Origin of the sequence: Ensifer canadensis (assembly GCF_017488845.2) — a bacterium.
Classification (GTDB): domain Bacteria; phylum Pseudomonadota; class Alphaproteobacteria; order Rhizobiales; family Rhizobiaceae; genus Ensifer; species Ensifer canadensis.
This window is the reverse complement of the sequence record NZ_CP083370.1, coordinates 2,739,337-2,763,832: the sequence shown is the minus strand read 5'-3', so window position 1 is coordinate 2,763,832 and position 24,496 is coordinate 2,739,337. Positions and strand designations below refer to the sequence as shown.

The following is a 24,496-nucleotide window of genomic DNA, read 5'->3' as shown; positions in this document are numbered from 1 at the left end:
TTTGTTTCTGGACGGGTGTTAACGGGGATGGCGATGATTCTCGTCGGACTTCGCCTCGGCAAGGCATTGCACCGGGCCTCTTTCGTTGGGCCGCGCGGGCTGTCTCTCGCCGTCATTTCGTGCACTATCGCCGAACGATTCTGTTTTTAGAGGTTGTCCCATGAGTTCCAAGCCGCGCATTCTCGTCACCCGCCGTTGGCCCGAAGCGGTGGAGCGCGTGCTGGCCGAGCGGTTTGATGGCGTCTTGAACGAGAGCGACGTACCGATGTCGGCCGATCAGCTGGCAAAGGCGCTGCGCGACTTTGACGCGGTGCTGCCGACGGTCTCCGACCGCCTGCCGGCAAGCCTGTTCGACGGCGGCGACATCAGGGCAAAGATCCTCGGCAACTATGGTGTCGGTTACAACCACATCGATGTTGCCGCCGCCAAGGCCGCAAACATCGCCGTTACCAACACGCCCGGCGTTCTGACCGATTGCACTGCCGATATCGCCATGACGCTGCTGCTTGCCGTCGCGCGGCGTGCGGGCGAAGGGGAGCGTCAGATCAGGGCCGGCGAATGGACCGGCTGGCGGCCGACCCACATGATTGGCAGCAAGGTGACCGGCAAGACGCTGGGGATCATCGGTTTCGGCCGCATCGGCAAGGCGATGGCAAAACGCTGCCATTTCGGGTTCGACATGGAGGTGGTGTTCTACAACCGCTCGCGTGTCGATGCGGCGGAAGCCGCACGCTATGGCGCGCGCCAGCTCGGTACCGTCGACGAGGTGCTTGCGATTGCGGATTTCGTCTCGTTGCACTGCCCCGGCGGTGGCGAGAACCGGCACCTCATCAATGCCGAGCGGCTGGCGATGATGAAAAAGGGCGCCTATCTCGTCAACACCGCGCGCGGCGATGTGGTCGACGAGCCGGCGTTGATCGAGGCGCTGAAGAACGGAGTGATCAAAGGCGCCGGCCTCGATGTTTTCGAGGCGGAACCGAATGTGCCGGAGGGCCTGCGGGCGCTCGAAAATGTCGTTCTGCTGCCGCATCTCGGCAGCGCGACCGAGGAGACACGCGTCGCGATGGGCATGAAGGTGGTCGACAACATCACCGCCTTCTTCGAGGGGCGAGAGCCGCCGGATAGGGTCGCCTGAGATGGTGGCTGTTTGATGGGCAAACGCTGCCCATAAAGCAATCACCTTGCCGATTTTCTTTGCAAAACAATAGCTTGACTTGGCGCCTCGGGATGCCGACGATGTCGGCCGATGAACATGAGCAATGCGGCTATCATCGCCCCGCAGCGGGCGTTCGGAAAAGGACGACTGGTCGCGAAAGTGGCCGTCGGTCAAACGCGCGTTGCCGAGCTTTACCAGGAAGGCTGCGCAAAGATTCGGCTGCCGAAAACCTTCGATACTTCGATGGAAGCCGTGCTGATCAACTCGTCGGGTGGGCTCACCGGCGGCGACCGCATGCTCTGGGAGATCGAGGCCGGTGCGGCGACCGAGCTCACCGTCACCACGCAGGCCTGCGAGAAGATCTACAAGGCGAGTGCCGGCACGGTCGATGTCACGACACGCATCGACGTGGCGGCTGGCGCACGCGTCGATTGGCTGCCGCAGGAGACGATCCTGTTCGACCGCGCATCGCTGACACGCTCGCTCGATGTCGAGCTCGAGGACGGCGCGACGTTCCTTGCCGTCGAGGCCGTGCTGCTCGGCCGCAAGGCGATGGGCGAAGCGATGCAGACAGGCCTCTTGCGAGATCGCTGGCGCATTCGCGTCGGCGGCCGGCTGTTGCATGCCGAAAACCTGACCTTTGCCGATGATATCGCCGCTCTTGTCGCCCGGACTGCAGTGCTCGGCGGCAGCGTGGCATTTGCGACGCTGTTCTACACCGGACCGGATTGTGAATTGCTGCTGCCGCGGCTGCGCGCACTCCTCGAAACGCAAGTGGGGGCGGGCGTCAGCCACATCAAGCTCGGTGGTCGCGACAAGCTGGTTGCGCGCTTTGCTGCCGCGGACGGCTTCTCGCTCAGAAAAATCCTCATCCCGGTCATTTCGCACTTGCGCAAGCAAGAGACAGTGCCGAAAGTCTGGGTCCTCTAATCCACAATCAAACCGGTGGCGACGCATGAATCTTACCCCGCGCGAAAAGGACAAGCTGTTGATTTCCATGGCTGCGATGGTTGCCCGCCGCCGCCTGGAGCGCGGAGTCAAGCTTAATCATCCAGAGGCGATCGCGCTGATTACTGACTTCGTTGTCGAAGGTGCGCGTGACGGCCGATCGGTCGCGGAGCTGATGGAGGCGGGCGCCCATGTGATCACCCGTGCACAGGTGATGGAGGGGATCGCGGAGATGATCCACGACATCCAGGTGGAGGCGACCTTCCCTGACGGTACCAAGCTCGTCACTGTGCACGAACCGATCCGCTGAGGAGGCTGAGACATGTTGGCACTGCGTCCGAACTGCGAATGCTGCGACAAGGATCTGCCGCCAGAGAGCCGCGACGCGATGATCTGCACCTTCGAGTGCACCTTTTGCGTCGATTGTGTCGAAGGCACGCTCGGTGGCACCTGCCCGAACTGCGGCGGCGAGTTTACCCGGCGCCCGGTACGCCCGGCCGCGCTGCTTGTGAAATATCCGGCATCGACCGAACGGGTGCTGAAGCCGCTCGGCTGCGCCGACGTCGACGCGGCCTGACAAGGGAGAGGGAACTCAGATGATCCCAGGGGAAATCATTGCCGCAAGCGGCGATATCGAACTCAACCACGGGCTTGAGACGGTGACGATCGAGGTCTCCAATACCGGCGACCGGCCGGTGCAGGTCGGCAGCCACTATCACTTTGCCGAGACCAATGCCGGGCTCGACTTCGATCGCAGTGCCGCCCATGGCAAACGACTGGACATTCCCGCAGGCACCGCCGTCCGCTTCGAGCCGGGACAGAAAAGACAGGTCACGCTCATCCCGCTTTCGGGCAAGCGCGAGGTTTTTGGTTTCCGCCAGCAGGTCATGGGAAAGCTTTGAGCATGATGATGCGAACGACGCTTATCGCGAGCGCCTTGCTGCTGGCGGCCATGCCCGCGCTGGCGCAGGAGGATGATGTCGATTGCGCCAATGCAATGACGCAGGCGGATATGAACATCTGCTCCAACAAGGATTATGAGGCGGCCGACGCTGAACTCAACACGGTCTACAAGCAGACCGTTGCGGCGATGCGGGCCAAGGACAAGGAACTGGGTGACATCAGCGCCGACTATGTCGGCGCGGAGGAGGCGTTGAAGAAGGCGCAGCGCGCCTGGATCGGCTACCGCGACGGCCAGTGCGAGCTTGCCGGCTTCGAAGCGCGCGGCGGATCGATGGAGCCGATGCTGGTATCCGGCTGCCTGGCGCAGCTGACTGCGGCCCGCACCACGGAACTCAAAGAGCTGCTCGAGCCCACGGAAAACTAGCGCTGATGTCTGGCCGCACCATCATGATCGTGGGGAATGGAGAAGTGCCGGAAGGCGCTGCGGCAACGATCGATACGGCCGATGTCGTCATTCGTTTCAACGATTGCCGTTCTGTCGGCACCGGCGGGGCGAGGACCGATATCGTCGCCGTCTGCAATACTGGCCGGCCGGCGCTTGCCATGCTTGGTGGCGGGCGCTGGAAGAACAGCGCCGCCGTGCGGCAGGCACGCGAGATCTGGAGCGTTCGGTCGGCTGAAAAGTTTGCCGGCATGCGCGCGGCACTGGCCGAAACGCATCCGGATCTCGACGACTTCTGCGACGACTACACTTGCGGTTTCGAGAGTTTTACAACGGCGACCGGCCGGGTGCATCGGGTCGTCCCCCTCGCAGCGCACGAGCAGCTGGACCGGGATCTGTCGCGGTTCGCGCCCACGCCTTATGTCGTGCCGTCGAGCGGCATGGTCGTGATTGCCGACGTGCTTTCCGGTTTTGCATCGGCCGACGATCTGGTCGTTCTGGCTGGCTTCGGCCATGTCGGTTGGGAGTGGCATCCCTTTGCCGCCGAGCGCCGGTACGTCGACGCACTTGCGGCCGAGGGCCGTCTTCGCCGTCTTTCCCCTTCTTCTTCAGACTTGTCCCAAGGAGCCTGAACCCATGCCCTACAAAATGTCGCGCGCGGCCTATGCCAACATGTTCGGCCCGACGGTCGGCGACAAGGTTCGGCTGGCCGACACGGAACTGTTCATCGAGGTGGAGAAGGATTTCACCACCTATGGCGAAGAAGTGAAGTTCGGCGGCGGCAAGGTGATCCGCGACGGCATGGGCCAAAGCCAGGTGACGCGAGCGGCGGGTGCGGTCGACACCGTGATCACCAACGCGCTGATCGTCGACCACTGGGGCATCGTCAAGGCGGATATCGGGCTGAAGGACGGGCGCATCGCGGCGATCGGCAAGGCCGGCAATCCCGATATGCAGCCTGGCGTGACGATCATCGTCGGTCCGGGCACCGAGGTGATCGCCGGCGAGGGCAAGATCGTCACCGCCGGCGGCATGGACAGCCATATCCACTTCATCTGCCCGCAGCAGATCGAGGAAGCGCTGATGAGCGGGCTCACCTGCATGCTCGGCGGCGGCACGGGGCCGGCGCATGGCACGCTCGCGACCACCTGCACGCCCGGGCCCTGGCATCTCGCCCGCATGATCGAGGCTGCGGACGCCTTCCCGATGAACCTTGCCTTTGCCGGCAAGGGCAATGCCTCGCTGCCCGCCGCGCTGGTCGAGATGGTGCTTGCGGGCGCGACCTCGCTGAAGCTGCACGAGGATTGGGGCTCGACGCCGGCTGCCGTCGACTGCTGCCTTGGTGTTGCCGACGAGTACGATGTGCAGGTGATGATCCACACCGACACGTTGAACGAGAGCGGTTTCGTCGAGGACACGATCGCGGCGATCAAGGGCCGCACGATCCATGCCTTCCACACGGAAGGGGCGGGTGGCGGCCATGCGCCGGATATCATCAAGATCTGCGGCCAGCCGAACGTCATTCCGTCGTCGACCAACCCGACCCGACCCTACACCAAGAACACGCTGGCCGAGCACCTGGATATGCTGATGGTCTGCCATCACCTGTCGCCGTCGATCCCCGAGGATATCGCCTTTGCCGAAAGCCGGATCCGTAAGGAGACGATCGCCGCCGAAGACATCCTGCACGATATCGGTGCGTTCTCGATCATCTCGTCCGATAGCCAGGCGATGGGCCGCGTCGGCGAGGTGGCGATCCGCACCTGGCAGACGGCCGACAAGATGAAGCGCCAGCGCGGCGCGCTGCCGCAGGAAACCGGCGACAACGACAATTTCCGGGTCAAACGCTATATCGCCAAATACACCATCAACCCGGCGATCGCCCATGGCCTCAGCCATGAGATCGGTTCGCTCGAAGTCGGCAAGCGCGCCGACCTCGTCCTCTGGAAACCGGCCTTCTTCGGCGTCAAGCCCGACATGGTGCTGATCGGCGGAACGATCGCCGCAGCACCGATGGCCGACCCCAACGCCTCGATCCCGACGCCGCAGCCGGTGCACTACCGGCCGATGTTCGGCGCCTATGGCAAGAGCCGCACGAACTCCTCCGTCACCTTCGTCTCGCAGGCCTCGCTCGATGGCGGGTTGGCGGCCAGGCTCGGCGTTGCCAAACAGCTCGTCGCCGTCAAGAACACCCGCGGCGGCATCGGCAAGGCATCGATGATCCACAACAACCTGACGCCGCATGTCGAGGTCGATCCGGAGACCTACGAAGTGCGGGCCGATGGCGAGCTCCTCACCTGCGAGCCGGCGACGGTTCTGCCGATGGCGCAGCGTTATTTCCTGTTCTGAGCGGCAAACGATTTTGTCTCGAAAAAGCGGTAGCTGGCGGGCCTTCAAGTGGACCGCCTACGGGGTGTCGGGTCTTGTCCTGGCAGTCGTCCTCGGGATGGTCGTGCCGCGACCGCTGTTGCCGAAGACGGCCACGGCCGCTGCGGTTGAGCCGGCTGTTGCCGGCGAACGCGTCCTGATCCTCGCCAGTCCGATCCACACCGATATCGCCATTCCCCTCAATGACGAGACGCGGACGCGGTTTGCCTTCGCCGGCGAGGCAGGCGTGCCTCTGGATCACCCGGAGGCGCGATGGCTGATCTTCGGCTGGGGTGGCCGCTCGTTCTACCTGGAAACGCCGACATGGTCGGAGCTGAAGCCAATGCCGGTCTTGAGGGCGCTGGCGCTCGACCGTTCCGTTATGCATGTCGATATTGCCGGGGCGATCGTCGAACCCCAGCCGTCGGTTACGAGCGTTGACCTCAAGCGCGCCGAGTTCGAGAAGCTGATGACGTTCATCTCCGGAAGCTTTGCCAGGAACGGCGGCGCCGTCTTTCCGATCGAGGGCTTTTCCTATGGTTATGCCGACCGCTTCTTTGAGGCGGAGGGCAGCTTCAATGCACTGTTTGGATGCAACACCTGGACGGCGCGGGCATTGAGAGAAGCCGGACTGCAGACGGGGTTCTGGAATCCCTTGCCTTCCACTCTTGGCCTGTCCCTGCGGCTACACAACTGAGACATTGTCCGCGCCGGTTCGGGATCGCCACAGGCATGCGCTTGTCGCATGTCTGCCATGCGCGGGTGTGAATCGACGCCTTTCGTGCTGCACCGCAGCGGAATTTCCGGTAGGAAACGAGCTGATATTTTCCTCGATCGCGACTGTTCTCCCAAGGCCGCTCGCAATCGAGTGCCTGCACTGAAGGAGATGACCATGCTCGGCAGAAAAGTACCCTCCGTAACGTTCCGCACCCGCGTTCGCGATGAAGCCGTCGGCGGCTCCAACCCGTTCCGTTGGCACGACGTTTCCTCCGACGATTACTTCGCCGGCAAGCGTGTCGTGTTGTTTTCGCTGCCGGGCGCCTTCACGCCCACCTGCTCGACCTTCCAGCTGCCCGACTTCGAAAAGCTGACGGCCGAGTTCCGCTCCGAAGGCGTTGACGAAATCTACTGCATCTCGGTCAACGACGCCTTCGTGATGAACGCCTGGGGCAAGTCGCAGAGCCTCGAGAACGTCAAGCTGATCCCCGATGGCTCGGGCGAGTTCACCCGCAAGATGGGCATGCTCGTCGCCAAGGATAATCTCGGCTTCGGCATGCGCTCCTGGCGCTATGCTGCCGTTGTCAACAACGGTGTCGTCGAACAGTGGTTCGAAGAGGAAGGCTACTCCGACAATTGCGACAGCGATCCCTACGGCGTTTCCTCGCCGCAGAACATTCTCGAGACGCTGAAGTCGCAGAAGCTCGCAGCCTGATCCGGCTGACGACGGATCGATTTTTGAAACCCCGGTGCTAGCGCCGGGGTTTTTTCTTGCTACAGTGCCAGGCAGAAAAGATGTCGAGGGTTCAATGGTTTACATTATTGCATATCTGACGGCGCACCCGGGCAAGGGCGTGGAAATCCTGACGCTGGCCGAGCCCCTGATCGAAGGAACGCGGCGGGAGGCAGGCTGCATCAGCTACGAGCTCTATCAAAAGCCTGCCGATCCCGACGCGCTGGTGTTTGTCGAAACCTGGAAGGACAAGGCCGCGGTCGACGCCCATTTTGCCGAGCCGCATCTGAAGGCGTTCCAGGTCGCGACGGCGGATCTGCTGGTCGAAGCGCGCATCGAGCTCGTGCACCCGGAAAAGGTCGAGGTGCTCTGAGATGCCCTATCGGTCGACCGAGGTACTTTCGCCCGGACCCAGGGACGAGGCGCCGTTGCACAGCATCACCTTGGCCCACGATGCGCGGCATCTGCGCCGCAAGCTGCTGCATCTCGAAAACGACGATGTCGTCATGCTTGACCTGAAGGAAGCGGTGATGCTGGCCGACGGCGACCTGCTGGTGCTCGAGGGTGGCGGTCATATCCGCATCGTTGCGGCATCCGAAGCGCTTTACGAGATCCGTCCGCGCGACCCGTTGCATCTCGTCGAACTGGCCTGGCATCTGGGCAATCGCCACCTCCCGGCGCAGATCGAGACAGGCCGCATCCTGATTTCCCGCGATCCGGTCATTCGGGCGATGCTTGAGGGGCTGGGGGCGGCGGTCGTCGAAATCTCCGAGCCGTTCCATCCGCTGCGCGGCGCTTATCACGCGGCCGGAGGCCACGATCACGGCCACCACCATCACCATGGCTGAACGGGTCGACACGCAGGCGCTGCTTCGCCTCGTGACCTGGCTGTCGCCGGCTTTCCCGGTCGGCGCCTTCTCCTATTCGAACGGGTTGGAGCAGGCAGTTCACGATGGCCATGTCAGCGATATCGAGAGCCTGCGGCTGTGGCTGGAGACGCTTCTTTGCCACGGATCCGGCTGGAACGATGCGGTGCTGCTTGGCGAAGCCTATCGCGGTTTCGGCGAGCCGGTGCAGCTTCAATCCGTGATCGAGCTTGCCGAGGCGATGGCGGCAAATTGCGAACGGCACATGGAAACCATGCTGCAGGGCGAAGCCTTTCTGGCGGCAGCGCGGCATTGGCCGCACACCGTGCTCGATCGGCTGGGAGAAAGAACCGCCTATCCGGTCGCCGTCGGTGCGGTTGCGGGTGCCCACGCCACAGGCCTCGAGCCGGCGATTGCCGCCTATCTGCATGCGTCCGTATCCAATGCCGTATCGGTGGCCATTCGCTGCGGCGTCACCGGCCAACGTGACGGCGTCGGGCTGATCGCAGCCCTTGAGCCGACCATCGCTGCAGTGGCGCGAAAGGCGAGCGCCGCATCGCTGGAAGACCTTGGCTCGGCCACGATCGCAGCCGATATTTCATCTCTCAGACACGAGACCCTGCATTCGCGGCTGTTCCGCTCGTAAGCGTGCGCGGCCATAGAGCGTTTCCAGTTCGGACGGAGACGTGGAAACGCTCTATCTCTTTGTTTTTACGCGTTTCCTAGCGGAGAAGGTTTCACGCTTTTCCTGGAAATGCTCTAGAAAGGAACGTCACATGGCATCGAAGAATGGTCCCCTGCGTGTCGGCATCGGCGGGCCTGTCGGTTCGGGTAAGACGGCGCTGACGGACAAGCTCTGCAAGGCGATGCGGGAGAATTACTCGGTCGCGGTCGTGACCAACGACATCTACACCAAGGAAGATGCCGAAGCGCTGGTGCGCATGCAGGCGCTGCCGTCGGACCGCATCGTCGGCGTCGAGACCGGCGGATGCCCGCACACGGCTATCCGCGAGGATGCGACAATCAACTTGCAGGCAATCGCCGATCTCAACCGTCGCTTTCCCGATCTCGATATCGTCTTCATCGAATCCGGCGGCGACAATCTGGCCGCCACCTTCTCGCCTGATCTGGCCGACCTGACGATCTATGTCATCTCCGTCTGCCAGGGCGAGGAAATCCCGCGCAAGGGCGGGCCGGGCATCACCAAATCTGACCTGCTTGTCATCAACAAGCGGGATCTGGCGCCCTATGTCGGCGCCGACCTCGACGTCATGGATCGTGACGCGACCCGGATGCGGGCGGAAAAGCCCTTTGTCTTCACCGACATGAAACGCGGCGACGGCGTCAACCGGATCGTCGATTTCCTGACGCTGCATGGCGGGCTTAGCTCGAGGTAGCGCCTGGGTCGAGCCGGGGCCACAGGGAGGAATGGTCGTCCTTCGTGATCGTGGGCGACGAGATTCCGCTTTTGCGTTGTGGCCTGCTGCGACCGCTAGCTAGAGCGCTTCCGATTTAGACGGAACCGCACAAACGCTCTATCTCTTTGTTTTTACGCATTTCCGGACGGAAAACCGCTTCGCACTTTTCCTGGAAATGCTCTAGAACCGTTCCAGCGCCTGACGGTCGTGGATCTCGATCATGCGTCCTTTAACGGTGACGCCGGAGCGGCGAAGAGCCGAAAAGGCCCGCGACAGCGCCTCTGGCGCCAGGCCCAGCTTGCCCGCCAGCACATTCTTCTGGAACGGCAGCCGGAACGAGAAGGTCGTCGAGCCATCCGGGCAGTGACCGAGGATGTAGCTCGCGACCCGCTGTGGCGCCGTCAGAAGACGATCCTCTGCCAGGCAGTCCTCGGCCATCTGGCCATGACGGCAGAGCAGCTCCATCAGCGCCTGGGCAATATCCGGATGCTGCTCGGCGAGCTTGCGCAGATTGCGGCTGTCGAGGCGGGCGATGGTCGAGGACCCGATGGCCTGTGCGTTGGCGGTGGCGCGGTGCCCGAGGAACATGGCGCTTTCACCGAAGAGCTCACCCTTTGGAAAGACGGCGATGTCGGCCTCGCGCCCATCCTTGCCGAGCCGGTAGACGCGCACAAGGCCGGACAGGACGCAGAAGACGCTGTCAATGGGTTCGTCCTGATGAAACAGAATGTCGTGTTCTTCGTGGTTCGTTACGACGGCGCCTTCGAGAACGGCATCGGATGCTGTCGGTGACAGCTTCTCGAAGAAGCGGGAGCCCAGCAGCACCGCTCTGTCATTCGAGTTCAATCGCAAGGTCTTCATCACACCGGCCCTGAGGTAAAGTCTAGAGCGTTTCCGCCTTAGAAGGAGCACGAAAACGCTCTTGCTCCCCGTTTTTACGCATCTCCCGACGAAAAGCTGCTTCGCACTTTCCTGGAAATGCTCTGGTGTCAGGGTAACCGGGCTTTTGAAACGTCAATTGACCTCGATCAAACAATTCTCACAAAAAAGCCCGCACCGGTGGGTGCGGGCCCGATTTTCAGGTGATTTTTGGCCACTATTCGGCAGCGAGCGCCGGATGATTGATTACCTTGCCCGTTTGCTTGCCTTTCGACTGCCCGTCCTCAATCGTTTTCAGGCGCTCTTCCAGGCCCTCGATCGTCTTGCCCTGGTCGTTGACGAATTCGGTCAACGCCTCGCGGTCGAGCGGCAGGTTTTCCTCGTCCTTCTTGCCGACGAGGCGGCCGAAGATCCAGGCGAGCAGGCGCGACAGATCATCCATGATCAGGAAGAAGGACGGTACCACGACGAGGCTGAGGATCGTCGAGACGATGATGCCGCCGATGACCGCGATCGCCATCGGCGCCCGGAACGAACCACCTTCGCCGACGCCGAGTGCTGAGGGCAGCATGCCCGCCGACATGGCGATCGAGGTCATGATGATCGGGCGGGCGCGCTTGCGGCCCGCTTCGATCATTGCCTGCGTGCGATCCATGCCGTGGTGCATCATCTCGATACCGAAATCGACCAGCAGGATCGCGTTCTTGGTGACGATGCCCATCAGCATGAGGATACCGATCAGAACCGGCATCGACAGCGAGTTCTGCGTCAGGATCAGGCCGGCAGCGACACCGCCCATGGCAAGCGGCAGCGAGAACAGGATGGTGAAGGGCTGGATCACATCCTTGAACAGCAGGATCAGCACCACCAGCACCAGCATCAGGCCGAGCAGCATGGCATTGACGAAGCTTTCCTGCATCTCCTCCTCGACCTCGGCGTCACCGCTCTTGAGGAGTTGAACCGTGCTCGGCATCTCGGCATCGTTTGCAATCTGCTCGAACCGTGCAGAGGCGGTGTTCAGCGCCACGCCGATCGGGAGATCGGCGCCAAGTGCAACGACACGGTTGCGATCGTAACGTTTGATCGAACTCGGGCCTTCTGAATAGTTGATATCGGCAACGCTCGACAGCGGCACCGTCAAGCCCGAAGCGGTCTGGATCTTCAGGTTGCGGATCGCGGCGATATCCGTGCGGAAGTCACGGTTGATCTGGACGCGGATCGGTATGAGCCGACCATCGAGGGCAATCTTCGTCAGCGCCGCGTCGATATCGCCGATTGTGGCAACACGGATGACTTCCGAGATTTGCGCGGTGGTAATGCCAAGGCGTGACATCTGCTCGTCACGCGGACGGATCTGCAACTCTGGACGGGGCAGGGCGCCGTCAGGGCTGACATTGGCCAGGAGTGGATCGCTGCGCAGCTTGGCTTCGAGAATTGCAACGGCCTGGTCCAGATCCGTCTCGTTGTTCGAGAGCAGGTTGAAGGACAGCTCTCGCTCACCGCGGTCGTTGAGCTTGATGACCCGGACGTCCGGAATATCCCGGACGCGGGCAAAGATTTCCTTTTCGATCTGGGCCTGAGGAATGATGCGGCCATCTGGCTCAAGCTTCGGCAGGTATTGGCCGATGACCGGCAGGCCGCCAATGACGTCGTTGACGATCTTGTTGAGAAGCGAGTGGTCGCGCTTTTCCAGCAGCACCGTCACGGTAGCCCGGCGCAGTTCCAGGTCGCCCTTGGGTGAGGCACCGCCGAGCACGAAGACGCTGTCCACGCCCTCGAGGTCCTTGACCCTCTCATAGATCTGCGCGGTCGTGCGGTCCGTGTCTTCGAGCATGGCATCCGGGGCCAGTTCGACGGAGAGGCTGACGCGCGACGTGTCGTCCGGGGGCAGGAAGCCGCCGGGCACGAACAGGAACAGCGCGGCCATGGAGGCCACGGTGACGCCGATGGCGATGAGCACCGTTAGGTAGCGCATGTACCAGCGCTTCGTGGTTGCATGAACCAGGCGCGTATACTTGCGCATCAGGTAGCCGTCTTCGAGATGATGTCCATCAAGTTTGGATGGACGCATCAGATAGGCGGCCATGACGGGCGTGATCAGCCGTGCAACCAGCAGCGAGAAGAACACCGAGACGGCGACAGTCAGGCCGAACTGGATGAAGTACTGGCCAACGATGCCCGGCATGAACGACACCGGTATGAACACCGCGATGATCGTGAACGTGGTCGCGATAACCGCAAGGCCGATTTCGTCTGCTGCTTCGATCGCCGCCCGATAGGGCGACTTGCCCATATGGATATGCCGCTCGATGTTCTCGATCTCGACGATCGCGTCATCGACGAGAATGCCGGTCGCCAGCGTCAGCGCCAGGAAGCTGACGAGATTGAGCGAGAAGCCGAGCAGTTCCATGACCCAGAAGGTCGGTACCGCCGAGAGCGGCAGGGCGACGGCGCAAATCAGCGTGGCGCGCCAGTTTCGCAGGAACAGCATGACGACGATGACGGCAAGCAGTGCGCCTTCCATCAGCGTATGCAGGGCCGCTTCATAGTTGCCGTAGGTGAAGTAGACGGAATCGTCGACCATCTCGATGGTGACGTCAGGGTTGGCCGCGCGGATCTTTTCCAGCGACTTGGCAACGGTTTCGGCAACGCTGACTTCACTGGCACCCTTGGCCCGGAAGACCGCGAAGGTGACGCCGGGATTGCCGTTGAAGCGCGAAAAGGAGCGGGGCTCCTCATAGGTATCGGTCACGGTGCCGAGTTCGGAAAGACGCACGAAGCGACCGCTTGGCACCGAGATCATCGTGTTGGCAAGCTGGTCGACATTGCGGGCGTCGCCGAGCGTACGGATCGCCTGTTCGCTGCCGCCCACCTGACCGCGGCCGGAGCCCAGGTCCATGTTCATGCGTCGAAGCTGGCCATTGACGTCGGCGGCGGTGATCCCCAGCGAATTCAGCTTGTCCTCGCTAAGCTCGACGCGAACCTCGCGGTCGGCACCGCCGTAGCGATCGACCCGGCCGATGCCGCTCTTGCCCTGAATTTCGCGCTTGATGACGTCGTCAACGAACCACGAGAGCTCTTCCAGCGACATGCCCGGTGCAGAGACGGAGAAGCTCTGGATCGCCTGGCCTTCGACGTCGACCTTGGAGACGATGGGCTCTTCGATCGAGGTGGGCAGGTCGCCGCGGATGCGGTCGATGGCGTCCTTGACGTCCTGGACGGCCTGGGTCGTGGGTACTTCCATACGGAAGATCACGGCCGTGGTCGATGTGCCGTCGTTGATCGTCGACTGGATATGGTCGACGCCGGTGACGCTGGCGACCGCGTCCTCGATTTCCTTGGTGACCTGGGTTTCGAGTTCGGCCGGCGAGGCACCGCTCTGCGCCACGCTGATCGACACGATCGGCACGTCGATGTTGGGGAAGCGGGTGATCGGCAGGCTGAAGAACGACTGATAGCCGAGCACCAGCAGCACGAAGAAGGCGAGGATCGGAGCGATCGGATTTCGGATGGACCAGGCTGAGAAGTTCATGGTCACGGTTCCTGTCAGTTGGTCGCTGGTTGCGCTGGTTTGACGGGGTTGATGCGGTCGCCGTCGCGCACATAGGCGCCGGCCCTGGCGACAACCTCTTCGCCGGCCTTCAACCCCTCGACCACCTCGACGAACTTGCCATCGGAGATGCCGGTCGTCACCGGGATGATGTTGACCACACCGTTGTCGACCTTGCGCACGATGGTCTTGCCGTTCTCATTGGTAACCGCCGTTTGCGGCAGAACGACAGCTGTTTTCTCTTCGGCGGTGATGATGGCGCTGGCATACATGCCGGAGCGTGCCTTGGCGGTGTCCTTGAGGCTGATGAACACGGTGCCGAGCCGGGAAACGGGATCGACCGTCGGGGCGATCAGGCGGATGGCGCCCTCGACCTTGGTGTTCCCGCCGGCAAGCGTGATCGTCGCCGGCTGGCCGACGGCAAGCTTGATGATGTCGGCTTCGGCGACATCCGCTTTCATCTCGATCGCGCCATCGCGGATCATCGCAAACAGCGGTTCGCCGCTGCCATTGGCGATCGCACCGATCTTGGCGTTCTTGGCGGAAATGACGCCGGCGACCGGGGCCTTGACCTCGGTGCGGGTGAGGCGAAGATCGATGTCGTCGATCTGGGACTGCGCCACCTTGATATCGGCCTTGGAGACCGCAGCGGCCTGTTCGGCGGAGCGGACCCGGGCACGGGTGGCCGCGGCAAGAGCGCGGACGCGATCGGCTTCCGCCGTCGAAACGGTGCCGTTCTTGGCAAGCTCCGCGTTGCGATCGCTGACGCGTGTCGCTTCTTCGGAATTGGCCTTTGCTTCGCTAAGTTGAGCGGTGAGCTGCGCCAGCCCGGCTTCCGCCTTGGCGAGCGCCGCTTCGAGCTGGCTTTTTTCAAGCCGCAGCGCGTCGTCGTTGAGAACCACCAGCACGCTGCCTGCTTCGACCTTGTCGCCGATATCGACATTGAGCGAGCGGATCGACAAGCCCTCGACCAGCGGCGCGACATAGATCTGCTCAACCGCCTGTATCGTCCCGGTTGCAACGACGCGATCGCTGATCGACTGATCGACTGCCTCGGTCACGACGATCGACGGCAGGCTCTGCGCGGGCTGCGCCTTGGCTGGTTCCTCGGCAAATGCACTTGAAAACGGAGCAATCATCATCGCAACGCAAACGCTGAGAGCAGGTAATACTTTCTGAGCCATCGGCTTTACAATCCTGGCAACGGAAACGACATAAAAAGGAACTGTGCCTTCGCAGGCCGGATCCCAATGCAATCAAGCGATTTTCAGTTTCGCCGACGCTTGTCTTCGCGGATTAAGCGAAACAAGGCATAGGCGCACGGCCATTTTCATTCATGCGCCACTCGCACGGTATCAGACCGTGAGCGCGGGCAGGACGGGGAGAGGCTCCCGCAGGCAAACTATTCGGAAAAATCAACTCCTCCGTGTTGCTTGCCTCCAACAAACATCCGCGCCTATGTAATCTTCACATCATCTGCTTACAAGTGCGGTGAAGTGATGGTTCCTCAATATTTCTTCCGTTCTGCAATCTTGGTTGCAATCTCGACACGATCTTGACAATCGAGGCGCATCAACGGCCCGTTGGCCCCGAATTGCCACCCCCACGCCCGGAAATTCGAGGCAACCTTAGCGGGCCATGAAAGGCCTGCACGCAAACGGAAGAGGGCCGCGCGATGGCTGTCGCGCGACCCTCTTCTGTCATTCGGTTTGTTTTCTTCCTACTTCAACGCGGCGTCGGTGATCTCGTGCGTCCAGGCGCCTTCCGGCTCCTTGGAGATGACCGGATCGGAACCGCCCGAAAGCAGCGACTGCACGGTGCGCTTGTAGTCGGCTTCATCCAGGGCGCCGTTCGAACCGGCGGTCAGCTTGGCCACTTCGCCCATCATGCGCTTCTGGTGCTTTTCGGTCTGGGCACCGGTTGAGTCATTCTCGAGAACGATGTCGGCTGCTTCATCCGGGTTCTGTTCGGCATACTTCCAGCCCTTCATCGAGGCGCGCACGAACTTGACCATCTTTTCCTTGAAGGCCGCATCCTTGAGCTTGTCTTCGAGCACGTAGAGGCCATCTTCGAGTGTCGCCACGCCCTGGTCTTCATACTGGAATGTCACGAGATCGTCCGGCTTGATGCCGGCATCGATGACCTGCCAGTACTCGTTGTAGGTCATGGTCGAGATGCAGGCCGCCTGCTTCTGGATCAGCGGATCGACGTTGAAGCCCTGCTTCAGGACGGTCACGCCTTCCGGGCCGCCGTCCGTCGGGATCTTCAGATGCGACATCCACGACAGGAACGGATACTCGTTGCCGAAGAACCAGACGCCAAGCGTGTGTCCCTTGAACTTGTCCGGGCTGGTGACGCCGCTCTCCTTGAGGCAGGTCAGCATCATGCCCGACTTCTTGAACGGCTGAGCGATGTTGACGAGCGGCACGCCCTTTTCGCGGGTGGCAAGGGCTGACGGCATCCAGTCGACGACGACGTCGGCGCCTCCGCCGGCAATCACCTGCGCGGGCGCGATATCCGGGCCGCCGGGCTTGATATCGACGTCGAGCCCTTCTTCTTCGTAGAAGCCCTTGTCCTTGGCGACGTAGTAGCCGGCAAACTGCGCCTGCGTGACCCATTTCAGCTGCAGTGTCACCTTGTCGGCGGCTTCGGCATGGAATGCTGCGAGCGAAAAGACGCCTGCGGCGAGAAGCGATGCAAGTCTCTTGTTCATGTCAGTTCCCTCTTGTTTTTGTTTCATTGTGTTTGAAGTAGGCAATTCGGGACGGAAAACCGTTTCACACTTTTCCTGGAATTGCTCCACGGTGTTCTCAGGCGCGCCCTCCGCGAATGGAAGGATGCCAGAAGGTGACGGCGCGCTCGATGAGCGCCACCACCCCGTAGAAGGCCGAACCTGCCACCGCCGCGACGGCGATTTCGGCCCAGACCATGTCGACGTTCATGCGGCCCACTTCCGTGGAGATCCGGAACCCCATGCCGACAATGGGTGTCCCGAAGAATTCGGCGACGATGGCGCCGATCAGCGCCAGGGTGGAGTTGATCTTGAGCGCGTTGAAGATGAACGGCCAGGCGGCCGGCAGGCGCAGCTTGACGAGCGTCTGCCACCAGGAGGCGGCATAGGTGCGCATCAGGTCGCGCTCCATGTGGCTGGACGCTGCCAGTCCGGCGATGGTGTTCACCAGCATCGGGAAGAACGTCATGATGACGACGACGGCGACCTTGGACTGCCAGTCGAAGCCGAACCACATGACCATGATCGGCGCAACGCCGATGACCGGCAGCGCCGAGACGAAGTTGCCGAGCGGCAGCAGCCCCTTTTGCAGGAATGGCGAGCGATCGATGAGGATGGCGACGACGAAACCAAGGCCGCAACCGAGGGCATAGCCTGTTAGCACCGCCTTCAGGAATGTCTGGCGGAAGTCTGCCGCCAGTGTTGGCAGCGAGTTGATCAGGCGCTGCCAGATCATCGACGGTGCCGGCAGCAGGACGGAGGGTACGGAAAAGCCGCGCACGATGCCTTCCCAGAGCACCAGCAGGGTGATGCCGAAGAGGAGCGGTACGGCGAAATGTGCGGCCCGGTTGGCGGCTTCGCTTTGAAACCGCTGGCGCACCAGCCATTCGTTGAAGGCCCAGGCCGCAAGCCAGAAGACGACGGCACCAATCAGGATCGGAAGATTCATGGCTTGGCCCCCATGCGCTTCAGGACGGCGGTGTGTGCAAAGCCGACGATCATGACCAGCACCGCCGCAAGCGCTGCCGCCATGAACAGCGCCGACCAGATCTGCACCGTCTGGCCATAATAGGAACCGGCGAGCAGGCGCGCGCCGAGGCCGGCTACGGCACCTGTCGGCAGTTCGCCGACGATGGCGCCGACGAGCGAAATTGCGACGGCAACCTTCAGCGAGGTGAAGAGATAGGGCATCGATGACGGCCAGCGCAGCTTCCAGAAGGCCTGCGCTTGCGAGGCATTGTATGTGTGCATCAGATCGAGTTGGATCGCCTCGGGGCTGCGCAGGCCCTTCACCATACCGACGACCACGGGGAAGAACGAGAGATAGGTCGAGATCAGCGCCTTCGGCAAAAGCCCGGAGATGCCGATCGCGTTGAGGACGACGATGATCATCGGCGCGATGGCGAGGATCGGGATCGTCTGGCTGGCGATCACCCAGGGCATCAGCGACCGGTCCATGGCGCGGTTGTGCACGATGCCGATGGCCAGGAGAATGCCGAGTACAGCGCCGATGCCGAAACCGAGCAGAGTGGCCGAAAGCGTGATCCAGGCGTGATAGACCAGGCTGCGTTTCGAGGTGATCGGCTTGTTGACGGTCGTATCCCAGATCTCGGCGATAACCTGGTGCGGTGCCGGCAGAACGGGGCGCTCCTGCGCCATGGTGTTGTGAACGATCTGCGAGAAACTGATCTCGGTGCCGGCGCGGGCAGCGGTGTCGCGCTCGAACGGCGCGTTCAGGAACACGACTGCAATGTACCAGACCACGATCAACAGCGCGACGACGGTGCCGACTGGCAAGAGCTTGTCCCTGAGGAAGCTTTCTTCTCTCATCGTCATGCCTTTCCGCTTGCCGGCAGCAAAATCAGGCCCATGGCGGCGATGCCGAGCATGACGCCGGCCGCCTGGGTGAGGCTCAGCTTTTCGCCGAAGACGGCAAAGGCAATGATGTTGACGAGAACCAATTGCACGATGGCTGACAACGAGATTGCAAGGCCAAGCCCGCCGTCGCGCATCAGCTTCACCATGATGATGTTGCCGACCATGTAGAGCCCGAGGGCCAGAACCAGCACGCCGACATGGCTGTTGGAGACATAGGCGCGCGAAGCCGTCGCGCCGCCGAGAAAAATGGTCGTGGCAAGCAGCAGCCAGAGGACATAGGCAAGGTTCATGGCCGTACCCCCGCTCCACGCCAATGGTAGAGAATGTCAGGCAGGCCTTCCTCGTTGTCGCCATCGGTGCGGCTTACGGCAGAGAAGCCCTGGCGTTCGTAGAAGCGCTGGGCGTTGCCGTTTGCCTCGAAGGTCCAGAGGTTCAACTCTGTTGCGGACAGCGACCTCGCGGTCTTGAGCAGATTGCTGCCGACGCCCACGCCGCGGTGGACGTCGTCGACATAAAGCGCCGTCACATAATGATCACTTGAGAGCGCCATGAAGCCTGCGACCCGGTCGTTGCGCTCGGCAACGATCACGGTCCGCTCGGGAAAGACCGTCTCGAGATAATATCGCTCGACGTCGGCATGCTGGTGTATCCGCGGCATCCACGGCGTCGCGTCGATCCAGCGGTTGAGAATGTCGGCGCAGGCACTCATGTCGGCCCGTGTTGCAGGACGGCAAATGGTCGAAGACGCCCCGCTATTCCTCATAGCTGTGCCCCGCTCTCAGGCCCTCGCGCACGCGATGGGCGACCTCGAGAAACTCAGGCGTTTCGCGAATGCCGAGCGGGCGCTCTCGCGGCAAGGGCGATTCGATGATGTCGGTGACGCGGCCGGGGCGAGGGCTCATCACCACGATCCTGGTGGAGAGATAGACCGCTTCGGGAATGGAATGCGTGACGAAACAGATGGTCTTGTTGGTACGGGCCCAGAGCTTCAACAGCTGCTCGTTCAGATGATCACGAACAATCTCGTCAAGCGCGCCGAAGGGCTCGTCCATCAGGAGAAGATCGGCGTCGAAGGCAAGCGCGCGGGCGATCGACGCGCGCTGCTGCATGCCGCCCGACAGTTGCCATGGGTATTTCTTGCCGAAACCGGCGAGGTTGACGAGATCCAGCGTGCGGTCGATGCGCGCCTTCTGCTCCTGCCTGTTGTAGCCCATGATTTCGAGCGGCAGGGCGATGTTCTTCTCGATGGTGCGCCAGGGATAGAGGGCGGCCGCCTGAAAGACATAGCCGTAGGCGCGTTGCCGCCGCGCTTCCTCGGGCGTCATGCCATTGACGGTGATCGTACCGGAGGTCGCCTTTTCCAGATCGGCGATGACGCGCAGGAACGTCGTCTTGCCGCAGCCGGAGGGGCCGATGAAGGAAACGAAATCCCCCTTGGTCACATCCAGATTGACGCCGGTCAGGGCGTTCACCGGGCCGTCGGCGGTCTCGAAGGTCAGACAGAGGTCCCGGGCCGAAACCACGGATGCGGTATTGGACGTCATCGGCGAATACTCATTCTGGCTTGGCTGTGTCAGACTGCTATCCGGACCGGCAACATGCAATCGCGGATTTGTAAGCGGAGCCGTTTGCTGCTGGTTTTTCAGGGAATTCTGGAGAACAGTCATGTCTCGATCATCCAATCCTGGCTGTCGCGTGGTTCGCCCCGGCAGCGGACATGCCGGAAAGCAGGGGCTCAGCTATTTCGAGGGCATCGCGGCGGAAACCGTTGGGGCGACCGGCATCTGCATGCACCTCCTGACAATCCCGCCCGGCGCCCGTGCCAAGGCGCATCTGCACGAGGACCATGAGACGGCGATCTACGTGCTGTCGGGCGAGGCGCACACTTGGTTCGGCGAGCGGCTCGAGGAGCATGCCGTCGTTCGCGCCGGCGAGATGTTCTACATTCCGGCCGGCGTGCCGCACCTGCCGGCAAACCTCTCCGATGCACCCTGTTCGGCCGTGATCGCCCGCACCGACCCCAATGGGCAGGAAAGCGTCGTCCTCTTGCCGGAGCTTGACGCTCTCGTGCCCGGGTGACGCGACCAGCAAACGCGCCGAAGCGTCCCGCCGGTGCGGCGGAACATGTCCGGTGGGACAGAGTGGTGGGAAGACGTGCAGGCCGTGAAGCACGGGGATCACACGCCTGTTGCCGGGATGCCGCTGCGCTGGACGGCGCGGGGGGCGGTGACTTCCTTCCAGGTGGTGAGCGCGGTGCTGACGGCCGGGAACGGATCGCGGCGGACGAATTCGCCATGGCCCTCGCGCGTCTTGACCGTGTTTTCCTCGATGGCGACGACGCCGCGCGTCAGCGTGTAACGCGGCAGGCCCTTTACTTCCTTGCCCTCGAAGACGTTGTAGTCGATCGCCGACTGCTGGTTCTTGGCCGAGATCGTCTTCGACCGCTTCGGATCCCAGACCACCAGGTCGGCGTCGGCGCCGACGAGAACAGCGCCCTTCTTCGGGTAGATGTTGAGGATCTTGGCGATGTTCGTCGACGTGACGGCCACGAACTCGTTCATGGTGATGCGGCCGGTGTTGACGCCGTGGGTCCACAGCATCGGCATGCGATCTTCAAGCCCGCCGGTGCCATTGGGGATCTTGGTGAAATCGCCGACGCCGGAGCGCTTCTGCTCTGAGGTAAAGGCGCAATGGTCGGTCGCGACCACCTGCAGCGAACCGGATGCGAGGCCGGCCCAGAGACTATCCTGGTGCAGCTTGTTGCGGAACGGCGGCGACATCACGCGGCGGGCGGCGTGGTCCCAGTCCTTGTTGAAATATTCGGTTTCGTCGAGCGTCAGGTGCTGGATCAGCGGTTCGCCGAAGACGCGCATGCCCTTGGCGCGGGCTCGGCGGATTGCTTCATGCGCCTGTTCGCAGGAGGTGTGGACGATGTAGACCGGGCTGCCCGCCATGTCGGCGATCATGATCGCCCGGTTGGTTGCCTCGCCCTCGACTTCGGCCGGCCGCGAATAGGCATGCGCCTCCGGGCCGTTGTTGCCTTCCGCCAGCAGCTTCGCCTGCAATTGGGCAACCACGTCGCCGTTTTCCGCGTGGACGAGCGGCAGCGCACCCAGGCCGGCACAGCGCTGGAAGGACGAGAACATCTCGTCGTCGTCGACCATCAACGCGCCCTTATAGGCCATGAAGTGCTTGAAGGTGTTGATGCCTTTGTCCCTGACGATGGTCTCCATCTCGTTGAAGACCTGCTCGCTCCACCAGGTGATCGCCATGTGGAAGGAATAGTCGCAGTTGGCGCGGGTCGACTTGTTGTGCCACATATCCAGCGCTTCGAGCAGCGACTGGTTGGGCGAGGGCAGGGCGAAATCCACGACCATGGTCGTGCCGCCGGCGAGTGCTGCCCGGGTGCCACTTTCGAAATCGTCGGAAGAGTAGGTACCCATGAAGGGCATTTCGAGGTGGGTGTGCGGGTCGATGCCGCCGGGCATGACGAAACAGCCGCTGGCGTCGAGCGTTTCGTCGCCTTTGAGGTCCGGGCCGATCTCGATGATCCTGCCGTCTTCAATCTTCACGTCCGCCTTGTAGGTCAGATCGGCGGTGACGATGGTTCCACCCTTGATGACAGTGCTCATTGATTTTCATCCTCGCGATTGTGCTTCCGGTGGCCCTTGGGCCGCCACGAAAAAGGGCGGAACTTTCGTCCCGCCCGCAAACTCATTCGACGATTTCGGCCGTTTCAACGACGGCGTGGAAGAGGACGTCGGCGCCGGCGCCGGCCCACTCCTTTGAGATGTCCTCCGCCTCGTTGTGGCTGAGGCCTCCGACGCAGGGGCACATGACCATGGTCGCGGGCGCGACCTTGGCTGCCCAGCAGGCATCGTGTCCGGCACCTGAGATCAGGTTCATGTGGCTGTAGCCGAGCCTTTCGGCGGCGTTGCGCACGGCAGTGACGAGTTTCGGATCGAAGGTCACCGGTTCGAAGTGGCCGATGGCCTCGACGGAGCAGCCGACGCCGAGCGCATCGGCGATCTCAGGCGCTTCCGCCTCGATCTTGGCGCGCATGCGGTCGAGCTTGGCCTTGTCGGGCGAGCGGATATCGACGGTGAAGACGACCTTGCCGGGCAGCACGTTGCGCGAGTTGGGCGAGAAGACCACCTGACCGACGCCGCCGACGGCGCCCGGCTGGTTTTCCATCGCCACGCCCTGAACCATCTCGATGATCCGCGACATGGCCAGGCCGGCATTGACGCGCATGTTCATCGGGGTCGAGCCGGTATGCGCCTCGCGCCCGGTCAGTGTGAACTCCAGCCACCACAGGCCCTGACAATGGGTGACGACGCCGATATCCTTGTTTTCGGCCTCGAGGATAGGGCCTTGCTCGATGTGATATTCGAAATAAGCGTGCATCTTGCGGGCGCCGACCTCTTCGTCGCCGACCCAGCCGATGCGCTTCAGTTCGTCGCCGAAGGCCTTTCCTTCCGGGTCCTTGCGGGCGTAGGCAAATTCCTGGCTGTGCACGCCGGCAAAAACGCCGGAGGCGAGCATCGCCGGCGCAAAGCGCGCGCCTTCCTCGTTGGTCCAGTTGGTGACGACAATGGGGTGCCTGGTCTTGATGCCGAGATCGTTCATCGAGCGCACGACCTCGAGGCCCGAGAGCACGCCGAGCACGCCGTCGAACTTGCCGCCGGTCGGCTGGGTATCGAGATGAGAGCCGACATACACAGGAAGGGCATCCGGGTCGGTGCCGGGCCGGGTGAAAAACATGTTGCCCATGGTGTCGACGCCCATGGTCAGGCCGGCCTGATCGCACCAGGACTGGAAGAGCTTGCGGCCCTCGCCATCCTCGTCGGTCAGCGTCTGGCGGTTGTTGCCGCCGGCGATGCCCGGGCCGATCTTGGCCATGTCCATTAACGTATCCCACAGGCGGTCGGCATTGACGCGCATGTTCTCGCCAGGTGCTGCCACGGCGGTCTCCTCATTTTTTTGGGCGGCACCTTGGGTGGTGCATGCCCCTCACGTTCCCTTGGTCAAATCCAGGCTTGGTTTTTTCTGGTGCCCTTCGATCAGTCGTTGCCTTTGCTGGCGAACTGGCTGATAATTTGACCGGTTGGTAAAACATTACAACTTCCGTTGCGGCACTCAAGTCGGAAAAACAAAAAAACGAAGTTGTTGCCCGAAAAGATGGCGGCGCCGAAATTTGGGCAGATACGACCTGTGCGGATGAACGCGCAGGCACCTGCAGGGGGCGAAATGGTACTTCCGAGAGCGGCCAAGACCCAGAGGCGTACACGCATCCAGGAGGAGAAGGAAGAGCGCATTCTGGAGGCAGCGCTGGAGGTGTTTTCGGCGAACGGCTTTCGCGGCGCGACCGTCGATCAGATCGCCGATGTGGCCGGCATGTCGAAGCCGAACCTGCTCTATTATTTCCGCACCAAGGAAGCGATGCACCGCGCGCTGATCGATCGCGTGCTCGATACCTGGCTTGATCCGTTGCGTGCCTTCGACGCCGAGGGAAACCCGGTTACCGAGATCCGCAGCTACATCCGGCGGAAGCTGGAGATGGCGCGCGATTTCCCGCGCGAAAGCCGGCTCTTCGCCAATGAGGTCCTGCAAGGCGCGCCGCATATCGAAGACGAACTCAAGGGGCCGCTGAAGGAGCTTGTCGATGAGAAGGCGGAGGTCATCCGCGCCTGGACCAAAGCCGGCAAGATCGCCAAATGCGACCCCTACCACCTGATCTTCGCGATCTGGTCGACGACGCAGCATTATGCCGACTTCGACGTGCAGGTGCGCGCCGTGCTCGGGCAGGGCAATTCCGGCGAGGGTCGGTTCGAGGATGCGGCGCGGTTTCTCGAGCGCCTGTTCGTCGACGGGCTGCAGGTGAGCGAACAGCCTGCCGCCTGAGCGC

General features: G+C 62.3%; 27 protein-coding genes. 16 read left to right on the top strand and 11 right to left on the bottom strand.

All coding sequences use genetic code 11. From position 1 onward, the window contains the following. The first annotated feature begins 160 nt into the window (after positions 1 to 160). From J3R84_RS13575 to ureG, 14 genes are all read left to right on the top strand, one after another. Positions 161 to 1,135, top strand: coding sequence for a 2-hydroxyacid dehydrogenase (locus tag J3R84_RS13575; protein WP_025428141.1), 975 nt, complete (start codon positions 161 to 163; stop codon positions 1,133 to 1,135). A 117-nt stretch (positions 1,136 to 1,252) separates the two neighbouring features. Then, positions 1,253 to 2,086, top strand: coding sequence for an urease accessory protein UreD (locus J3R84_RS13570; protein WP_025428140.1), 834 nt, complete (start codon positions 1,253 to 1,255; stop codon positions 2,084 to 2,086). Between the two features lie 25 nt (positions 2,087 to 2,111). After that, positions 2,112 to 2,414 (top strand): urease subunit gamma, encoded by a 303-nt coding sequence (locus tag J3R84_RS13565; protein WP_025428139.1) that lies wholly within the window; start codon positions 2,112 to 2,114, stop codon positions 2,412 to 2,414. 12 nt (positions 2,415 to 2,426) lie between these two features. Beyond that, positions 2,427 to 2,681 carry a DUF1272 domain-containing protein gene (locus J3R84_RS13560; RefSeq protein WP_025428138.1) on the top strand — a complete coding sequence of 85 codons (255 nt, stop codon included), beginning with the start codon at positions 2,427 to 2,429 and terminating at the stop codon, positions 2,679 to 2,681. A 19-nt stretch (positions 2,682 to 2,700) separates the two neighbouring features. Beyond that, the gene (locus J3R84_RS13555; RefSeq protein ID WP_025428137.1) at positions 2,701 to 3,006 is read left to right on the top strand and encodes an urease subunit beta; all 306 of its coding nucleotides are present in this window, start codon (positions 2,701 to 2,703) and stop codon (positions 3,004 to 3,006) included. Positions 3,007 to 3,011: 5 nt separating this feature from the next. Beyond that, a complete protein-coding gene (locus tag J3R84_RS13550; protein ID WP_371412313.1) occupies positions 3,012 to 3,431 on the top strand; it encodes a lysozyme inhibitor LprI family protein in 420 nt (139 codons plus the stop codon). A 2-nt stretch (positions 3,432 to 3,433) separates the two neighbouring features. Beyond that, on the top strand, positions 3,434 to 4,081 hold the full coding sequence (locus tag J3R84_RS13545) for a hypothetical protein (protein WP_025428135.1): 648 nt from the start codon (positions 3,434 to 3,436) through the stop codon (positions 4,079 to 4,081). A gap of 4 nt (positions 4,082 to 4,085) precedes the next feature. Then, a complete protein-coding gene (gene ureC, locus J3R84_RS13540; protein ID WP_025428134.1) occupies positions 4,086 to 5,798 on the top strand; it encodes an urease subunit alpha in 1,713 nt (570 codons plus the stop codon). A 13-nt stretch (positions 5,799 to 5,811) separates the two neighbouring features. Next, a complete protein-coding gene (locus tag J3R84_RS13535) occupies positions 5,812 to 6,513 on the top strand; it encodes a TIGR02117 family protein (protein WP_025428133.1) in 702 nt (233 codons plus the stop codon). Positions 6,514 to 6,708: 195 nt separating this feature from the next. After that, the gene (locus tag J3R84_RS13530) at positions 6,709 to 7,248 is read left to right on the top strand and encodes a peroxiredoxin (RefSeq protein ID WP_025428132.1); all 540 of its coding nucleotides are present in this window, start codon (positions 6,709 to 6,711) and stop codon (positions 7,246 to 7,248) included. Positions 7,249 to 7,342: 94 nt separating this feature from the next. Continuing rightward, a complete protein-coding gene (locus J3R84_RS13525; RefSeq protein WP_025428131.1) occupies positions 7,343 to 7,639 on the top strand; it encodes a putative quinol monooxygenase in 297 nt (98 codons plus the stop codon). 1 nt (position 7,640) lies between these two features. Continuing rightward, positions 7,641 to 8,114 carry an urease accessory protein UreE gene (gene ureE, locus J3R84_RS13520; RefSeq protein WP_025428130.1) on the top strand — a complete coding sequence of 158 codons (474 nt, stop codon included), beginning with the start codon at positions 7,641 to 7,643 and terminating at the stop codon, positions 8,112 to 8,114. After that, positions 8,107 to 8,778 (top strand): urease accessory protein UreF, encoded by a 672-nt coding sequence (locus J3R84_RS13515; protein WP_203527925.1) that lies wholly within the window; start codon positions 8,107 to 8,109, stop codon positions 8,776 to 8,778. The genes ureE and J3R84_RS13515 overlap by 8 nt, the downstream gene beginning before the upstream one ends. 130 nt (positions 8,779 to 8,908) lie before the next feature. Then, entirely contained in the window at positions 8,909 to 9,529 is a 621-nt protein-coding gene (gene ureG / locus J3R84_RS13510) for an urease accessory protein UreG (RefSeq protein ID WP_025428128.1), read from the top strand. 201 nt (positions 9,530 to 9,730) lie between these two features. Here ureG and J3R84_RS13505 read toward each other — a convergent pair whose 3' ends face one another. The 9 genes from J3R84_RS13505 to J3R84_RS13465 all read right to left on the bottom strand — a co-directional run bounded on the left by J3R84_RS13505 (position 9,731) and on the right by J3R84_RS13465 (position 20,132). Further along, positions 9,731 to 10,411, bottom strand: a complete 681-nt coding sequence (locus J3R84_RS13505) for a Crp/Fnr family transcriptional regulator (RefSeq protein ID WP_025428127.1) — start codon at positions 10,409 to 10,411, stop codon at positions 9,731 to 9,733. Positions 10,412 to 10,646: 235 nt separating this feature from the next. Further along, positions 10,647 to 13,961, bottom strand: a complete 3,315-nt coding sequence (locus J3R84_RS13500; RefSeq protein ID WP_025428126.1) for an efflux RND transporter permease subunit — start codon at positions 13,959 to 13,961, stop codon at positions 10,647 to 10,649. A 14-nt stretch (positions 13,962 to 13,975) separates the two neighbouring features. Continuing rightward, the gene (locus J3R84_RS13495; RefSeq protein ID WP_025428125.1) at positions 13,976 to 15,163 is read right to left on the bottom strand and encodes an efflux RND transporter periplasmic adaptor subunit; all 1,188 of its coding nucleotides are present in this window, start codon (positions 15,161 to 15,163) and stop codon (positions 13,976 to 13,978) included. A gap of 536 nt (positions 15,164 to 15,699) precedes the next feature. Beyond that, the gene (locus J3R84_RS13490; RefSeq protein WP_025428124.1) at positions 15,700 to 16,692 is read right to left on the bottom strand and encodes an ABC transporter substrate-binding protein; all 993 of its coding nucleotides are present in this window, start codon (positions 16,690 to 16,692) and stop codon (positions 15,700 to 15,702) included. Positions 16,693 to 16,789: 97 nt separating this feature from the next. Further along, positions 16,790 to 17,659 carry an ABC transporter permease gene (locus tag J3R84_RS13485; RefSeq protein ID WP_025428123.1) on the bottom strand — a complete coding sequence of 290 codons (870 nt, stop codon included), beginning with the start codon at positions 17,657 to 17,659 and terminating at the stop codon, positions 16,790 to 16,792. After that, positions 17,656 to 18,540, bottom strand: a complete 885-nt coding sequence (locus tag J3R84_RS13480; RefSeq protein ID WP_025428122.1) for an ABC transporter permease — start codon at positions 18,538 to 18,540, stop codon at positions 17,656 to 17,658. Before J3R84_RS13480 ends, J3R84_RS13485 begins: the two co-directional genes overlap by 4 nt. Before the next feature lie 2 nt (positions 18,541 to 18,542). Further along, on the bottom strand, positions 18,543 to 18,878 hold the full coding sequence (locus tag J3R84_RS13475; RefSeq protein ID WP_025428121.1) for a hypothetical protein: 336 nt from the start codon (positions 18,876 to 18,878) through the stop codon (positions 18,543 to 18,545). After that, entirely contained in the window at positions 18,875 to 19,297 is a 423-nt protein-coding gene (locus J3R84_RS13470; RefSeq protein WP_225906277.1) for a GNAT family N-acetyltransferase, read from the bottom strand. The genes J3R84_RS13475 and J3R84_RS13470 overlap by 4 nt, the downstream gene beginning before the upstream one ends. 43 nt (positions 19,298 to 19,340) lie before the next feature. Then, on the bottom strand, positions 19,341 to 20,132 hold the full coding sequence (locus J3R84_RS13465) for an ABC transporter ATP-binding protein (protein ID WP_025428119.1): 792 nt from the start codon (positions 20,130 to 20,132) through the stop codon (positions 19,341 to 19,343). A 121-nt stretch (positions 20,133 to 20,253) separates the two neighbouring features. Between J3R84_RS13465 and J3R84_RS13460 the strand changes: the two genes are divergently transcribed. Beyond that, complete coding sequence (locus J3R84_RS13460) at positions 20,254 to 20,667, top strand: cupin domain-containing protein (RefSeq protein ID WP_025428118.1); 414 nt, start codon at positions 20,254 to 20,256, stop codon at positions 20,665 to 20,667. A gap of 98 nt (positions 20,668 to 20,765) precedes the next feature. Here the strand turns inward: J3R84_RS13460 and hydA are convergent, their stop codons facing one another. Together hydA and J3R84_RS13450 are read right to left on the bottom strand one after the other, a co-directional pair. Next, on the bottom strand, positions 20,766 to 22,220 hold the full coding sequence (gene hydA / locus J3R84_RS13455; RefSeq protein WP_025428117.1) for a dihydropyrimidinase: 1,455 nt from the start codon (positions 22,218 to 22,220) through the stop codon (positions 20,766 to 20,768). Between the two features lie 82 nt (positions 22,221 to 22,302). Continuing rightward, entirely contained in the window at positions 22,303 to 23,553 is a 1,251-nt protein-coding gene (locus J3R84_RS13450; protein ID WP_025428116.1) for a Zn-dependent hydrolase, read from the bottom strand. Positions 23,554 to 23,838: 285 nt separating this feature from the next. Here J3R84_RS13450 and J3R84_RS13445 point away from each other — a divergent pair, with 285 nt between their 5' ends. Beyond that, the gene (locus tag J3R84_RS13445; protein WP_025428115.1) at positions 23,839 to 24,492 is read left to right on the top strand and encodes a TetR family transcriptional regulator C-terminal domain-containing protein; all 654 of its coding nucleotides are present in this window, start codon (positions 23,839 to 23,841) and stop codon (positions 24,490 to 24,492) included. Positions 24,493 to 24,496: the final 4 nt, after the last annotated feature.

Excerpts from the sequence above, each read along its gene's own strand:
- J3R84_RS13480 (WP_025428122.1), bottom strand. The coding sequence starts at position 18,540 with ATGAGAGAAGAAAGCTTCCTCAGGGACAAGCTCTTGCCAGTCGGCACC.
- J3R84_RS13515 (WP_203527925.1), top strand. The coding sequence starts at position 8,107 with ATGGCTGAACGGGTCGACACGCAGGCGCTGCTTCGCCTCGTGACCTGG.
- hydA (WP_025428117.1), bottom strand. The coding sequence starts at position 22,220 with ATGAGCACTGTCATCAAGGGTGGAACCATCGTCACCGCCGATCTGACC.
- J3R84_RS13505 (WP_025428127.1), bottom strand. The coding sequence starts at position 10,411 with ATGAAGACCTTGCGATTGAACTCGAATGACAGAGCGGTGCTGCTGGGC.
- J3R84_RS13570 (WP_025428140.1), top strand. The coding sequence starts at position 1,253 with ATGAGCAATGCGGCTATCATCGCCCCGCAGCGGGCGTTCGGAAAAGGA.
- J3R84_RS13465 (WP_025428119.1), bottom strand. The coding sequence starts at position 20,132 with ATGACGTCCAATACCGCATCCGTGGTTTCGGCCCGGGACCTCTGTCTG.
- J3R84_RS13565 (WP_025428139.1), top strand. The coding sequence starts at position 2,112 with ATGAATCTTACCCCGCGCGAAAAGGACAAGCTGTTGATTTCCATGGCT.
- J3R84_RS13560 (WP_025428138.1), top strand. The coding sequence starts at position 2,427 with ATGTTGGCACTGCGTCCGAACTGCGAATGCTGCGACAAGGATCTGCCG.
- J3R84_RS13495 (WP_025428125.1), bottom strand. The coding sequence starts at position 15,163 with ATGGCTCAGAAAGTATTACCTGCTCTCAGCGTTTGCGTTGCGATGATG.
- J3R84_RS13445 (WP_025428115.1), top strand. The coding sequence starts at position 23,839 with ATGGTACTTCCGAGAGCGGCCAAGACCCAGAGGCGTACACGCATCCAG.
- J3R84_RS13475 (WP_025428121.1), bottom strand. The coding sequence starts at position 18,878 with ATGAACCTTGCCTATGTCCTCTGGCTGCTGCTTGCCACGACCATTTTT.
- J3R84_RS13555 (WP_025428137.1), top strand. The coding sequence starts at position 2,701 with ATGATCCCAGGGGAAATCATTGCCGCAAGCGGCGATATCGAACTCAAC.
- J3R84_RS13490 (WP_025428124.1), bottom strand. The coding sequence starts at position 16,692 with ATGAACAAGAGACTTGCATCGCTTCTCGCCGCAGGCGTCTTTTCGCTC.
- J3R84_RS13575 (WP_025428141.1), top strand. The coding sequence starts at position 161 with ATGAGTTCCAAGCCGCGCATTCTCGTCACCCGCCGTTGGCCCGAAGCG.
- J3R84_RS13530 (WP_025428132.1), top strand. The coding sequence starts at position 6,709 with ATGCTCGGCAGAAAAGTACCCTCCGTAACGTTCCGCACCCGCGTTCGC.
- ureG (WP_025428128.1), top strand. The coding sequence starts at position 8,909 with ATGGCATCGAAGAATGGTCCCCTGCGTGTCGGCATCGGCGGGCCTGTC.
- J3R84_RS13550 (WP_371412313.1), top strand. The coding sequence starts at position 3,012 with ATGATGCGAACGACGCTTATCGCGAGCGCCTTGCTGCTGGCGGCCATG.
- J3R84_RS13470 (WP_225906277.1), bottom strand. The coding sequence starts at position 19,297 with ATGAGTGCCTGCGCCGACATTCTCAACCGCTGGATCGACGCGACGCCG.
- J3R84_RS13525 (WP_025428131.1), top strand. The coding sequence starts at position 7,343 with ATGGTTTACATTATTGCATATCTGACGGCGCACCCGGGCAAGGGCGTG.
- J3R84_RS13460 (WP_025428118.1), top strand. The coding sequence starts at position 20,254 with ATGTCTCGATCATCCAATCCTGGCTGTCGCGTGGTTCGCCCCGGCAGC.
- ureC (WP_025428134.1), top strand. The coding sequence starts at position 4,086 with ATGCCCTACAAAATGTCGCGCGCGGCCTATGCCAACATGTTCGGCCCG.
- J3R84_RS13500 (WP_025428126.1), bottom strand. The coding sequence starts at position 13,961 with ATGAACTTCTCAGCCTGGTCCATCCGAAATCCGATCGCTCCGATCCTC.
- J3R84_RS13485 (WP_025428123.1), bottom strand. The coding sequence starts at position 17,659 with ATGAATCTTCCGATCCTGATTGGTGCCGTCGTCTTCTGGCTTGCGGCC.
- ureE (WP_025428130.1), top strand. The coding sequence starts at position 7,641 with ATGCCCTATCGGTCGACCGAGGTACTTTCGCCCGGACCCAGGGACGAG.